Source organism: Nocardioides marinquilinus, from assembly GCF_039543705.1.
GTDB lineage: Bacteria > Actinomycetota > Actinomycetes > Propionibacteriales > Nocardioidaceae > Nocardioides > Nocardioides marinquilinus.
Genome location: NZ_BAABKG010000002.1, coordinates 206,620 through 218,872 on the forward strand (window position 1 = coordinate 206,620; position 12,253 = coordinate 218,872).

The 12,253-nt window shown below is 74.2% G+C and carries 14 protein-coding genes; 7 read left to right on the top strand and 7 right to left on the bottom strand.

Annotation, left to right across the window (positions count from 1 at the left end; all coding sequences use genetic code 11):
- Window positions 1–15: 15 nt before the first annotated feature.
- Genes ABEA04_RS07050 through ABEA04_RS07060 form a run of 3 tightly spaced genes read right to left on the bottom strand, consistent with a single transcriptional unit; the run spans window position 16 to window position 4,541 of the window.
- A complete protein-coding gene (locus tag ABEA04_RS07050; RefSeq protein ID WP_345456165.1) occupies window positions 16–1,590 on the bottom strand; it encodes an EAL domain-containing protein in 1,575 nt (524 codons plus the stop codon).
- Window positions 1,587–2,375 (bottom strand): exodeoxyribonuclease III, encoded by a 789-nt coding sequence (locus ABEA04_RS07055; protein ID WP_345456168.1) that lies wholly within the window; start codon window positions 2,373–2,375, stop codon window positions 1,587–1,589. Before ABEA04_RS07055 ends, ABEA04_RS07050 begins: the two co-directional genes overlap by 4 nt.
- Window positions 2,376–2,405: 30 nt before the next feature.
- Window positions 2,406–4,541, bottom strand: a complete 2,136-nt coding sequence (locus ABEA04_RS07060; RefSeq protein WP_345456170.1) for an ATP-binding protein — start codon at window positions 4,539–4,541, stop codon at window positions 2,406–2,408.
- A gap of 172 nt (window positions 4,542–4,713) precedes the next feature.
- On the opposite strand from ABEA04_RS07060, the gene ychF reads away from it, so the two are divergent.
- Window positions 4,714–5,790, top strand: a complete 1,077-nt coding sequence (ychF, locus tag ABEA04_RS07065) for a redox-regulated ATPase YchF (RefSeq protein WP_345456173.1) — start codon at window positions 4,714–4,716, stop codon at window positions 5,788–5,790.
- Window positions 5,791–5,832: 42 nt separating this feature from the next.
- Window positions 5,833–6,336 (top strand): HIT family protein, encoded by a 504-nt coding sequence (locus ABEA04_RS07070; protein WP_345456177.1) that lies wholly within the window; start codon window positions 5,833–5,835, stop codon window positions 6,334–6,336.
- On the opposite strand, the gene ABEA04_RS07075 is transcribed toward ABEA04_RS07070, so the two are convergent.
- On the bottom strand, window positions 6,333–6,968 hold the full coding sequence (locus tag ABEA04_RS07075; protein ID WP_345456179.1) for a hypothetical protein: 636 nt from the start codon (window positions 6,966–6,968) through the stop codon (window positions 6,333–6,335). The two genes, ABEA04_RS07070 and ABEA04_RS07075, sit on opposite strands and share 4 nt — an antisense overlap.
- A gap of 374 nt (window positions 6,969–7,342) precedes the next feature.
- Between ABEA04_RS07075 and ABEA04_RS07080 the strand changes: the two genes are divergently transcribed.
- Window positions 7,343–7,681 carry a YnfA family protein gene (locus ABEA04_RS07080; RefSeq protein WP_345456182.1) on the top strand — a complete coding sequence of 113 codons (339 nt, stop codon included), beginning with the start codon at window positions 7,343–7,345 and terminating at the stop codon, window positions 7,679–7,681.
- A 9-nt stretch (window positions 7,682–7,690) separates the two neighbouring features.
- Here the strand turns inward: ABEA04_RS07080 and ABEA04_RS07085 are convergent, their stop codons facing one another.
- Window positions 7,691–8,191, bottom strand: a complete 501-nt coding sequence (locus tag ABEA04_RS07085; protein ID WP_345456185.1) for a mycothiol transferase — start codon at window positions 8,189–8,191, stop codon at window positions 7,691–7,693.
- 59 nt (window positions 8,192–8,250) lie between these two features.
- Here ABEA04_RS07085 and ABEA04_RS07090 point away from each other — a divergent pair, with 59 nt between their 5' ends.
- Together ABEA04_RS07090 and ABEA04_RS07095 are read left to right on the top strand one after the other, a co-directional pair.
- Window positions 8,251–8,754: a P-loop nucleotide/nucleoside kinase family protein gene (locus ABEA04_RS07090; RefSeq protein ID WP_345456188.1), complete on the top strand. Its 504-nt coding sequence runs from the start codon at window positions 8,251–8,253 to the stop codon at window positions 8,752–8,754.
- Window positions 8,751–9,065 carry an EthD family reductase gene (locus ABEA04_RS07095; protein ID WP_345456191.1) on the top strand — a complete coding sequence of 105 codons (315 nt, stop codon included), beginning with the start codon at window positions 8,751–8,753 and terminating at the stop codon, window positions 9,063–9,065. Before ABEA04_RS07090 ends, ABEA04_RS07095 begins: the two co-directional genes overlap by 4 nt.
- Here the strand turns inward: ABEA04_RS07095 and ABEA04_RS07100 are convergent.
- Window positions 9,056–9,997, bottom strand: a complete 942-nt coding sequence (locus ABEA04_RS07100; protein WP_345456193.1) for a TIGR03619 family F420-dependent LLM class oxidoreductase — start codon at window positions 9,995–9,997, stop codon at window positions 9,056–9,058. The genes ABEA04_RS07095 and ABEA04_RS07100 overlap by 10 nt on opposite strands.
- 28 nt (window positions 9,998–10,025) lie before the next feature.
- On the opposite strand from ABEA04_RS07100, the gene ABEA04_RS07105 reads away from it, so the two are divergent.
- Entirely contained in the window at window positions 10,026–10,742 is a 717-nt protein-coding gene (locus ABEA04_RS07105) for a DUF6624 domain-containing protein (RefSeq protein ID WP_345456195.1), read from the top strand.
- A gap of 198 nt (window positions 10,743–10,940) precedes the next feature.
- Window positions 10,941–12,032 (top strand): TerC family protein, encoded by a 1,092-nt coding sequence (locus tag ABEA04_RS07110; RefSeq protein WP_345456198.1) that lies wholly within the window; start codon window positions 10,941–10,943, stop codon window positions 12,030–12,032.
- Here ABEA04_RS07110 and ABEA04_RS07115 read toward each other — a convergent pair.
- The gene (locus ABEA04_RS07115) at window positions 12,026–12,247 is read right to left on the bottom strand and encodes a hypothetical protein (protein WP_345456201.1); all 222 of its coding nucleotides are present in this window, start codon (window positions 12,245–12,247) and stop codon (window positions 12,026–12,028) included. The genes ABEA04_RS07110 and ABEA04_RS07115 overlap by 7 nt on opposite strands.
- Window positions 12,248–12,253: the final 6 nt, after the last annotated feature.

A 12,253-nucleotide genomic window follows, 5' to 3' on the forward strand; every position in this document is an offset into this window, starting at 1 on the left:
GACAGGCGTCGGGCGTCAGGGCGCGTCGGGCTCCAACGAGGCGAGGACGGCGTCCGCGGACGTGGGGGCGGCGAAGTGGGTGCCCTGGCCGAGCGCGAGGCCGAGGTCGCGCAGGGCGGTGAGCTCGGACTCGGTCTCGACGCCCTCGGCGACCGCGGTGTGGCCGAGGTCGGCGAGCATGCGGGCGACGTGGCCGAGCACGGTGCGTCCCTGGCGGGTGCCGAGGTCGGCGACGAGGGCACGGTCGATCTTGATCCAGTGCCACTCCCAGCTGGTGAGCAGGCTGAGCGCGGAGTAGCCGGTGCCGAAGTCGTCGACGGCCAGGCCGATGCCGGCCTCGGCCAGCTCGCCGGCCACCATGCGCTGCGCCGGGCTCCAGCGCGAGACGTGCCGCTCGGAGATCTCGAGCACCAGCCGGACGTCGGTGCCGGCGATCCGCTCGGGCAGCGAGCGCAGCAGCCGGCTGTCGAGGCGCAGCTGCTCGAACTCGATGTTGACGCTCAGGGCCGCCGGGCGGCCGAGCCGGGCCGTCACGGTGCGCATGGCCTCGAGCGACTGGTCGAGCACCGCCTCGGTGAGCTCGTCGAGCATCCGCAGCTTCGACGCGGCGCCCACCAGCATCATCGGCGAGACCGGTCCGAAGTCGAGGTGCCGACCGCGCACCAGCGCCTCCCACCCGTCGACGCGGCCCGACGCCAGCTCGACGATCGGCTGGTAGGCCACCTCGACGCGGCCCTGGTCGAGCATGTCGCGCAGCACGGTGCGGTCGTCGTACCAGCGCGGCGGCAGCGCGTCGGGACGCCGCGACCGCTTGCGCTCGCGCATCTGCCGCTCGGCCTCGCGCAGGAGCAGGTCGGGGTCGTCGTCGCCGGCCGTCGACAGCGCGGCGCCGATGCTGACGTCGACGGTGACCAGCGTGTCGCCGACGGCGACGCCCGCGCCGAGGGCGGCGTGCAGGTCGGCCACGATGCGCTCGAGGTGGGCGGCCCCGTCGTCGCCGTCGAGGTGGCGCAGGACGACGGCGAACTCGTCACCGCCCATGCGCGCCGCGAACGACCCCTCGGGCAGCACGTCGGAGCGCAGCCGGCTGCCGAGCACCCGCAGCACCTCGTCGGCGTCGAGGTGGCCGAGGTGCTCGTTGAGCCGCTTCATGCCGTCGACGTCGAGGAACAGCACGCCGATCGTCTCGCCGACGCGTCCCTCGACGGTGGCCTCGAGCAGCTCGCGGAAGTAGTTGTGGTGCCACAGGCCGGTGAGGTCGTCGGTGACGGCCTGGCGGCGCAGCCGCTCGTCGCGGCGGGCGGCGTGGCGCGAGGCGGTGGCCATCGCGGTGAGCGCCGCCAGCAGCCGGGTGTCGGCCTCGTCGAAGGGCGGGCCGCCGTCGGGGCGGGTGGCGACCAGGAAGCGCTGGTCGGCGAAGAGCAGGCTGACGTCGGGCGGCGGCGCGGGCGCGGACCCGATGCGCACCTCGCAGGCCATGACCCGGCGCGCGAAGGACAGCAGCCACGGCTCGATCTCGGCCTCCGGCCACGGCATCTCGATGGCCGCCTCGGCCAGGACGTCGACGACCGTGCGCTCGTCGGGGGTCACGCGGCGTCGTCCACCAGGTCGACGACGACCGGTGCGTGGTCGGAGGCGCCGGTGCCGGCCCGCTCGTCGCGGTCGACGAACGCCGCGTCGACGCGGGCGGCGAGGGCGGGGGAGCCGAGCACGAAGTCGATGCGCATGCCCCGGTTGCGCTCGAAGCGCTGCCGGTAGTAGTCCCAGTACGTGTAGACCCCCGGGCCGGGCGTGTGGGGGCGGACGACGTCCGTCCAGCCGTCGTCGACGAAGCCGTGGAACGCCTCGCGCTCGGGCGGGGTGATGTGGGTGCTGTTCGCGTAGGCCGCGACGTCGAAGACGTCGTCGTCCTGGGGTGCGATGTTCCAGTCGCCGACGAGGGCGGCGGGGCCGTCGAGCCACGGCCGGGCGGCCTCGCGCAGGCGCTCGAGCCACGCGAGCTTGTAGACGTAGTGCGGGTCGCCCGGCTTGCGGCCGTTGGGCACGTAGAGCGACCACACCCGCACGCCCCCGCAGGTGGCGCCGATGGCGCGGGCCTCGGGCGCCTCGGGCTCGCCCCAGCCGGGCATGCCCTCGAAGCCGACCTGCACGTCGTCCAGGCCGACCCGGCTGAGCAGCGCGACGCCGTTCCACTGGTTGACGCCGGCCACCGCGATCTCGAAGCCCATGGCCTGCAGCCCCATCAGCGGCAGCTGCTCCTCGCGCGCCTTGGTCTCCTGCAGGGCCAGGACGTCGACCTCGTGGCGCTCGCAGAACGCCTCGACCCGCCCGATGCGCGAGCGCAGCGAGTTGACGTTCCAGGTGGCCAGACGCACGTGCGCCACCCTAAGGGGACGTGAGGTGGGTCACCGACGCGCCGCCGGTGGCTCACCCGGCGGCGCGATCAGCGAGTCGAGGGGAGTGGCCGGCATCCCGAGCTCGGCCATGCGGGCCACGTAGCCGCGGTGCGCCCGCCGCACCTCGCCGTGGCGACGCGCGTGGTGCAGGGCCAGCACCAGCTCGTGGTGCGACGGCTCGTCGTAGGGGTCGTCGGCGATGAGGCCGACGAGCCACGGGATGGCGCGCTGCCGCTCGTCACGGGCGACGAGCGCCGCCGCCAGCTCGCGCTTGACCTCCAGCGACGTCGAGAGCAGCTCGTCGCGCAGGCTGACGGTCCAGTCGCTGTAGGGGTCGTCCTCGAGGTAGTGACCGGTGTACATCGCGGCCGCGCGCTCGAGCTCCTCGACGGCGCCGAGGTCGGTGCCGTCGCCCGAGCGGACGGCGCGCAGGGCGCCCGCCGCGGTGTGGGTGAAGGCGACGACGTCGACCTCGACGTGGTCGGTGTCGAGGCGCACCGACTCGCGGTCGGCGACGAGGTAGTGGTCGGAGGGGTGCTCCTTGCCGGGGTCGAGGACGCCGCGCAGGGTCGACAGCACGACCGAGAGCCGGTTGCCGCTGCCGTCGGAGTCGGGCCACAGGTGGTCGGCCAGCGCCTCGCGCGTGATCGCGCGGCCGCGGCGTCCGGCCAGGATCTTCAGCGCGTCGCGGGACTTGCGCGACTGCCACGCCGAGGCGGCCACCGGCTCGCCGTCGACCAGCACGGCGAAGGCGCCGAGCGCGCGGATCGAGACCCGGGCGCGCTCGGTGCGGCCCAGCGCCTGCAGCGGTCCGGCGATGCGGCTGGCGTCGTCGCGGACGCCGAGCGCCCGTAGCCGGCGCCGGGCCGCCTGCTCGGACAGGTGGTCGCCGGCGGCCCGCGCCCGCAGCGCCTGGTTGGTGGCCAGGCCGATCGGGTCGCACGCGGCCCGCCGCAGCGTGGCCGCCTCGTCGAGCAGGTCGTCGGCGCGCGCGCCGGTGGTGACGAGCGCCTGCAGCTCGAGCGCCTCGGCCATGCCGTGGCTGTCCTGGCGGCGTCCGGCCTCGCGGACGGCGAGCCGGGAGAACTCGCCGGCCGACGTGCGGTCGCCGGTGGCCAGGCACACCCAGCCGGCGGCCAGCAGCGGCTCGACCTGGCCGAGGGCGGCGGGCTGGTCGAGGGCCCGCTTCGCCAGCCCCTGCGCCTCGTCGACGTCGTCGACCACGAGCGCGCGGGCGAGGCCCGCGATGGCCGGCACCAGCACCTGTGCGTTGACCGCGCGCTCGGCGATGGCGATGGCCTGACGGTAGGCGGTGGCGGCCTGCGTGGCGTTGCCGCAGACCCGGTTGGCGTCGCCGAGGCCGAGCACGGCCAGGCCCAGCAGCGGCGACTCGGAGTCGCGCGCCAGGTCGCGGGCCAGGTGCAGCTCGGCCAGGCACTCCTCGATGCGGCCCAGGCCGAGCAGCGCCTCGGAGCGGGTGATGAGCGCCAGCGCCTTCACCGCCGGCGGGACGCCGGTCTCGGCCAGGGCGATGGCCTCGTCGAGGTGGGCGAGCGCGTCGTCGTAGTGGCCCTGCTCGGTGGCCGAGGAGCCGAGGTTGTTGTGGATGCGCATCTGCGCCAGCTCGTCGCCGGCCCGGCGCGCGGAGACCAGCGCCTTCTCGTAGGCCACGTGGTTGGCGTCGCGGTCGCCCTCGGCGGCGCAGACCAGCGCCTGCGCGACCCACGCGTGGGTGAGGGCGCCGTCGTCCCGCGTGGCCTGGGCCTCGACGAGCGCGTCGTCGGCGCTCACGCGGGCTCCGGCGGTGTCGCCGGTGGCCCACTGCGAGGACGCCGTGCTCGACAGCAGCATGGCCCGGTCGACCGGCCGCGCGGTCGCGACGTCGTGGGCGCGGGGGTAGACCGTGAGCGCCTCGGTGAAGCTGCCGGTCTGGTGGAAGGCGTAGCCGATGCGCCAGGCCACCGCGGTGGTCATCGGCCCGCCGTCGGGGGCCACCACCTCGGCCGCGCGTCGCAGCAGGGCGAGGTCGACGCTGCGCAGCACCTGGGCGCCGTGCTCGACGATGGCGTCGGCGACCGCGGCGGCGTCGAGGTCGTCGACGGCGCGGGCGAGCGCCTCCCGCGGATCGCGCAGGTGAGTGGTCATGGCTGTCCCCGTTGCCCGGTGTGGTGCGCACCGTCGGGGCCGCGCTGCCCCGGCGTCCGCAGGATATGGCCCGACCGGGTCTTGCGGCAGCCGAATAGAGGCCCCCGGGGGTTACCGAGCGGTGACGCTTCGATGCGGGACGACGCGCCGCCCGCTCGTAGACTCGCGGCCCGTGGCTCTCACCATCGGCATCGTCGGCCTGCCCAACGCGGGCAAGTCGACCCTCTTCAACGCGCTCACCAAGAACGACGTCCTCGCGGCGAACTACCCGTTCGCCACGATCGAGCCCAACGTGGGCGTGGTCGGGGTGCCCGACACGCGGCTCCCGGTGCTCGGCGAGCTGTTCGCCTCGGCGCGCGTCGTGCCGGCCACGGTCGAGTTCGTCGACATCGCCGGCATCGTGCGCGGCGCCTCCGAGGGCGAGGGCCTGGGCAACAAGTTCCTGGCCCACATCCGCGAGTCGGCGGCGATCTGCCAGGTGACCCGGGTCTTCCGCGACGAGGACGTCACCCACGTCGACGGCGAGGTCAACCCGGCGTCCGACATCTCCACGATCTCGACCGAGCTGATCCTGGCCGACCTGCAGACGGTCGAGAACGCGCTGCCGCGGCTGGAGAAGGAGGCGAAGATCAAGAAGGAGACGCAGCCGAAGGCCGCCGCCGTCCGCGAGGCCAAGGAAGCGCTCGAGGCCGGGACGCCGATCATCGCCACCGACATCGACCGCGCGCTGCTGCGCGACCTGTCGCTGCTGACGGCCAAGCCGTTCATCTTCGTCTTCAACTGCGACGCCGACGAGCTGGCCGACGACGAGCTCAAGCAGCGCATGCGCGACCTCGTCGCCCCCGCCGAGGCGATCTTCCTCGACGCCAAGTTCGAGGCCGAGCTGGTCGAGCTGGACGACGACGAGGAGGCCCGCGAGATGCTCGCCGAGATGGGCGTCGACGAGCCCGGCCTCGAGACGCTGGCCCGCGTCGGCTTCGACACCCTCGGCCTGCAGACCTACCTCACCGCCGGCCCCAAGGAGTCGCGCGCCTGGACCATCCGCCAGGGCGCCACCGCGCCCGAGGCCGCGGGCGTCATCCACACCGACTTCCAGAAGGGGTTCATCAAGGCCGAGATCGTCGGCTTCGACGACCTCGTCGCCGCCGGCTCCATGCAGAAGGCCAAGGAGGCCGGCAAGGTGCGCATCGAGGGCAAGGACTACGTCATGGCCGACGGCGACGTCGTGGAGTTCCGCTTCAACGTGTAGGCCCGACCGGGCGCGGACGGCGTCCGGCTAGCGTCGTCGCCCGTGACCGAGGCAGACGACTGGCGTCAGGACCGGGTGCGGGCGGCGATCGAGGGGCGCAACCCGACGGTGCTCGCCGAGCTGCCCGCCGCGTTCGCCGTCATCGGCGACGTGCAGTTCCTCCCCGGCTACGCACTGGCGCTGACGAGGACGCCGGGCGTCGACCGGCTCTCGGACCTCCCGCGCGCCGAGCGGCTGCGCTACCTCGCCGACGTCGACCTGCTCGCGGACGCCGTCGAGACCGTCTGCCGTCGGCTCGACCCGGCCTACCGGCGGCTCAACGTGGAGATCCTCGGCAACACCGACGCCTTCCTGCACTGCCACGTGTGGCCGCGCTACGAGTGGGAGCCGCCCGAGATCATCGGCCGGCCCGTGTGGCTCTACGACCCCGGCCGCTGGCGCGACCCGAGCACCGCCCTCGGGCCGGCGCACGACGAGCTGCGCGCGGCCCTGACCGCCGAGGTGGTCGCGCGGCGCGACTCGCCCGAGTTTCGCCTCGGCGGCTAGCGCCGCACCCGGCTCGGTGGCGCGGGCGGCGTGGGCCAGACCCCCCGGTGGACGGGCTTGCCGAACTGCTTCTCGCCGTGGGGGCCGTAGATCGGGAACCGGCTGTCGACGAACCAGTACGACGTGTCGGCGTCGGTGGCGAAGGCGACGGGGTTGACCTGGATCCAGTCGGGGGTGCCGATGCAGCTGGCCGAGAACGACAGCCACGCCTTGTTCGCCTGGTACCCCACGTGCCACATGACGTCGCACCCGACGGGGCTGAAGTAGGGCTCGCCGCCCGGCACCCGACGGTCGGCGGTCACCCCCACGATGCCCGTCTCGAGCTCGCCGTCGTCCAGGTAGGCGAACCGCGCCTGCAGGTGCAGGACGGGGTCGCGCCTGTCGAGCTCGCGGAACCGCAGCTCGACCCGGACCCGCTCGAGGCCGTAGCGCACGGTGTAGCCGACGAGGTCGGCCTGACGGCGCTCGGGCCGGTACCCCGAGGGCATGTCTCCGTCGCCCCACAGGTCGTGGGCGCGGACGTCGCCGGCCTGGTCGACGTTGACGTACTCCTCGGCGTGCGCCGGCGCCGCGCCCATCGTGACCCCGCCGACCAGCAACGCCCCGACCATCCACCCCATGAGCGATCGCATGGTGCGGAGGCTAGGTCGCGGTGGTCGGCGTCCGTGGGTGAATCGGTCAACCGGCCGGCTGTCGTAGACGGACGTGCGAAGGTGCGCCGGGTCGGCCGCGTCGCCGCGTGGGGACGCCTCCTGTGCGTGTCTTCAGCTCAGGTATGCACGTCGCTGTACGAGGCCGACCCTCAGCCGCGGTGGACGCGCGGCCCGAACCGCTCCACTCCGTCTCCGAGGACCGGGTACAGGCTGTCGACGTAGAGGTGGTGGGGGTCGCCGAGCCGGTCGGTGGCGAAGGCGGCCGGGTTCGCCTGGATCCACCGGGCGAGCCGATGCAGCGGGCCGGAACGGGCGGGTCCGCCGTGCCCGTCTGGACCCGTAGGGTCGCGGCCGTGGACACGCTGCGCAGCATCGTCCTGTTCGTCGCGGCCGCGTTCGCCGAGATCGGCGGGGCGTGGCTGGTGTGGCAGGGCGTGCGCGAGCACCGCGGGTGGCTGTGGATCGGGGCGGGGTTCGTCGCCCTCGGGGTCTACGGGCTGGTGGCCACGCTGCAGCCCGACGCGAGCTTCGGACGCATCCTCGCCGCCTACGGCGGGGTCTTCGTCGCCGGCTCGCTCGCCTGGGGCATGGCCGTCGACGGCTTCCGGCCCGACCGCTACGACGTCACGGGCGCTCTGCTCTGCCTCGCCGGCGTCGCGGTGATCATGTACGCGCCCGGCCGCGCCGGGTGAGGACCCGTCTCACTCGCCGGTCGCACCGTCGATCCGCTCGCGCAGCAGGTCGGCGTGGCCGTTGTGACGGGCGTACTCGCCGACGAGCTTGGCGAGGTTCCACCGGACGCTGTGGCCGTTGACCTCGCTGCGCGCGTCGAGATCGGGCCGGGCCTCGAGGGCGGTGTCGGTCACCGCCCGCTCGCGCATCCACGTCTCGAACGACTCCCGGACGTCGTCGGCCGTGCAGTCGACGTCGTCCTCGGCGCCGTCGGCGTAGTCGCCCCAGACCCAGCTGAACCCACGGTCGGTGCCCTGCGGCCACGAGCCGTAGGCGCGCTCCATCTCCGCGAGGTGCCGCACCAGCCCGAGCAGCGAGAGCGGCGACGGCGGGGCCGCCCGCAGCACCAGCTGGTCGTCGTCCAGTCCCGCGCACTTGGCGGCCAGTGCGTCGCGGTGGAAGCGGAGCCAGCCGAGCGTCAGGTCGCGCTCGTCGTCGGCGTCCGGCTGCGGGGCGCGGTCGTCGTCCACGACCTCAATCAACGCTCCCGTCCGGTGAGCGTCAACCCCCGGCGGGCTAGCCTCCGCGGGTGGCGTGGCTGCGGTTGATGTGCGGCGTCGCCGGCGCGGGCAAGTCGACGCACGCGAAGCAGCTCGAGCGGCAGGGCTGGCTGCGCCTGTCGATCGACGCGGAGGCGTGGACGCTCGGGCACCGCACGCTGCCGTTCCCCGACGGGCTGGCCGAGCAGATCCGGGCCCGCCAGCGCGAGCGGCTGGTCGAGGCGCTGCGCGAGGGCCGCGACGTCGTCGTCGACTACTCCTTCTTCTCGCGCGCCCAGCGCGACGACTACCGCCAGCTCGGCCACGCCCACGGCGCCGAGGTGGACGTCGTCTACCTGCCCGTCGACGAGGCCGAGCTGCGGCGCCGGCTGGAGGCCCGGTCCGGCAGCCACCCCGACGACTACCGCCTCGACCCCGACGTCGTCACCGGCTACCTCGCCGGCTTCGAGGCGCCCGGGCCCGACGAGACCGACGTGGTCGTCGTCCCGCCGCGGCATGATGGGCAGCCCCCGACGAGAGGTTCACGCCCGTGACCGCCCAGCTGATCGCCTGCTACCGCCGGCCCGAGGACCCCGAGGCCTTCGACCGTCACTACGCCGACGTCCACTCCCGGCTCGGCCTCGCGCTGCCGGGCGTCCGCTCGTTCACCGGCACCCACCCGCGCCCGGGTCCCAACGGGTCGCCGCCGGCCTACTACTTCGTCGCCGTGCTGGGCTTCGACGACGCCGCCGCCATGGACGCCGCGCTCTCGGGCGTGGAGGGCAAGGCGGCCGTCGACGACCTGAGGAACTTCGCGGGCGCCGGCGTCGACCTGATGACCGGCCCCACCGCCGTCTACGGCTGACCGGGCGCCAGCGCCTCCAGCACCCGCTCGGCGTGGGCCAGCGCCTCGGCCGGGTCGACGTCGGGGGAGCCCACGCGCCGGGAGAAGTTGAGGTCGACGAAGACCTCGGTGGCGCCGCGCCCGCGCAGCGCGGCCAGGTCGTCGAGCACCTGCTCGGCGGTGCCCGTGCCCGGGCTGCGGTCGGGCCCCGGGTCGTCGTCGGTCAGCTCGACGACCCAGCGCAGCAGCACGCGGACGGCGTCCGGGTCGCGCCCGGCCTCGCGAGCGCCGTCCCGCACCGTCTCGACGGTGCGCTCGAGGTCGTCGGCCGCGCCGTTGCCGCCCCCGATCCACCCCTGCGCCAGCCGCCCGGCGCGGCGCAGCGCGGCCGGCACCGAGCCGCCCAGCAGCACCGGCGGGTGCGGCTGCTGCAGCGGTCGCAGCGCGTTGTGCGAGGGCGGCACGGTGTAGTGCTCGCCCTCGAAGGCCACCGGGTCGTCGGTGAGCAGCGCCGTCAGGCAGTGCAGGTACTCCTCCATGCGCGCCCCGCGCCCCTCGAACGGGACGCCGGCCGCGGCGTACTCCTCGGCCATCCAGCCGATGCTCAGCCCGGCGCTCAGCCGGCCGCCGCACAGGTGGTCGAGCGTGGTGAGCGCCTTGGCCAGCTGGGCCGGCGGTGTCAGCGGCGCGCAGATCGTCGCCGGGCCGAGCCGGATGCGCTCGGTGTGCCCGGCCACGAGCGCCAGCGGCAGCAGCGCGTCGTGCACCGACCGGAACGCGGGGCTCCCGCCGTGGTGGCCGTCGGCCGCCGGGGTCAGGGTGCGCTGGAAGGTCCACAGCGACGCGTAGCCGAGCGCCTCGGCCCGCCGCGCGACGTGCACCATCGTCGGCGGGGTCGCCCACGACCCCGAGACGGGCAGCCCGAAGCCGATCTCGGGCAGATCGCGGGCCATGCGGCGGATCCTGCCCTACCGTGGGTCGATGGGACGGCGCCCCACCCGGCTGCTCGGCAGCCTCGCGCTGGCCCTCGCCTGCGCCGCGCTCGCCGCGGGGTGCGCGGACGACGAGCCCGCCGCGGCCCCGACGACCAGCCCGGCGTCCAGCCCGGCGTCCAGCCCGACGACCGAGCCCGCGGGTCCGTCCGCGACCCCGCCGAGCCCCAGCGCGCCGTCCGGCACCCCCACCCCCACCGATCCCGAGCAGCCCGTGGACGAGGCCGCCGCGCTGCGCCGCGAGCTGCTCGGCATGCTGCGTCGCGACCAGGGCGAGCGCACCGGTGGCGCGACGAGCGACGAGACCGACGTCGACCGCACCGAGCGGCTCAAGGAGATCCTCGACCAGTACGGCTGGCCCGGCTGGGACCTGGTGGGAGGCAAGGCCGAGACCGCCGCGTGGGCCATCGCGCAGCACTCCGACCTCGACCCCGCCTTCCAGGCCGAGGCGCTCGAGCTGCTGCGCGCCGAGGTCGCCGAGGGCAACGCCTCGCCCGGCAACCTCGCCTATCTCGAGGACCGCGTGAACGTGGGGCAGGGCCGTCCCCAGCGCTACGGCACGCAGGTCGGGTGCGCCCGCGCCGGGCCACGACCGGCCACACCGATCCGCGACCGCGCCGGCCTCGAGCAGCGCCGCCGCGCCGCCGGCCTCGACCCCTACGCCGACTACCTCGCCGAGATGACGCGGGTCTGCGGCCGCGGCTAGCACGCGCGCGGGACGGCGTCCAGGCTTCTCACCCCTAGGGCTTGAACGCGCCCACTACACTGAGGCACGAGGGGAGTACCTCATAAGTCTCGTCCCGGTCAGTACGGAGTCGCCATCGGCTCCCCGGGCTTGAGCCAACGGCACCGTTCGGCCGCCGCGGGTGAGGGAGACCTCGAGTTGACACTCGAGGAGTCCGTCATGTCCTTGCCCACCCCTCTCTCGCCGCTCGCCATCGAGACGATCGGCACGCCCACGCTGTGGGCGGTCACCATCGGCGCCGTCATCGCGCTGCTCGTCGTCGACTTCATCGCCACGCGCAAGCCGCACGAGGTCTCGATGAAGGAGGCCGCGGCGTGGTCGATCTTCTACGTCGCCCTGCCGCTCGCCTTCGGCCTCTACGTGTGGTCGCAGTGGGGCGGCACCACCAGCGTCGACTACTACACCGGCTACCTCGTCGAGAAGAGCCTGAGCGTCGACAACCTGTTCGTCTTCATGCTCCTGCTCAGCGCCTTCGCCGTTCCGGCCGCGCTGCAGCAGCGGGTGCTGCTCTACGGCATCATCGGCGCGCTCGTGCTGCGCGGCATCTTCATCGCCGTCGGCGCCGCCGCGCTCAGCGCGTTCAACTGGGTCTTCCTGCTCTTCGGCGCGATCCTGCTGCTCACCGGCGCCAAGCTGCTCAAGGACGCCGTGAAGGGCGACGAGGAGCACGAGAAGGACCCCTCGACCATGCGCTCGGTCAAGCTGATGCGTCGCCTGATGCCGGTCACCGACGACTACCACGGCCCGAAGATGACGGTGCGCCAGAACGGACGCCGCGCCCTCACCCCGCTCGCGCTCGTCGTCGTCGCGGTGTTCATGACCGACATCGTCTTCGCCGTCGACTCCGTGCCCGCCGTCTACGGCATCACCGAGGACCCCTACCTCGTCTTCGCCACCAACGCCTTCGCCCTGCTCGGCCTGCGCGCCCTGTACTTCGTCATCCAGGGCCTGCTCACCAAGCTGGTGCACCTGAGCTACGGCCTGTCGATCATCCTGGGCTTCATCGGCGTCAAGCTGGTGCTGCACTGGGCGCACCTGAACTGGACGTCGGTGCCCGAGATCGGCAACGTCACCTCGCTCGTCGTGGTCGTCGGCGTCCTGGCCATCACCACGGTCACCAGCCTGATCGCCTCCAAGAAGCGTGAGGAGGCCGAGCTGGCCGCGGCCGCTCAGGACACCGAGCCGGCCGGTCCGGTCGACTCGCCGTCGGCGGCCGAGGCGTCGTCCGGCAACCAGACCGCCGGTCACTGACCTCCGCGGCGACGGCGCCGCAGCCGCCGCACGAACGGCGGCGCGGCGCCGAGCAGCACCGGCAGGCCGACCACGAGCATCAGCACCGAGGCGATCGCGGCGTAGCCGTGCGGGTCGTCGCCCGGGTCGCCGACGCGTGAGGCGACGAGCAGCCAGACGGCCAGCGCGCACCACAGGCCGGAGACGCCCGTCAGCACGCCGAGGAACCACAGCACCCGGGC

Coding starts and splice junctions, on each gene's coding strand:
- ABEA04_RS07060 (WP_345456170.1), bottom strand. CDS start 4,541: ATGACCACTCACCTGCGCGATCCGCGGGAGGCGCTCGCCCGCGCCGTC.
- ABEA04_RS07075 (WP_345456179.1), bottom strand. CDS start 6,968: ATGCGATCGCTCATGGGGTGGATGGTCGGGGCGTTGCTGGTCGGCGGG.
- ABEA04_RS07100 (WP_345456193.1), bottom strand. CDS start 9,997: ATGGCCCGCGATCTGCCCGAGATCGGCTTCGGGCTGCCCGTCTCGGGG.
- ABEA04_RS07105 (WP_345456195.1), top strand. CDS start 10,026: ATGGGACGGCGCCCCACCCGGCTGCTCGGCAGCCTCGCGCTGGCCCTC.
- ABEA04_RS07110 (WP_345456198.1), top strand. CDS start 10,941: ATGTCCTTGCCCACCCCTCTCTCGCCGCTCGCCATCGAGACGATCGGC.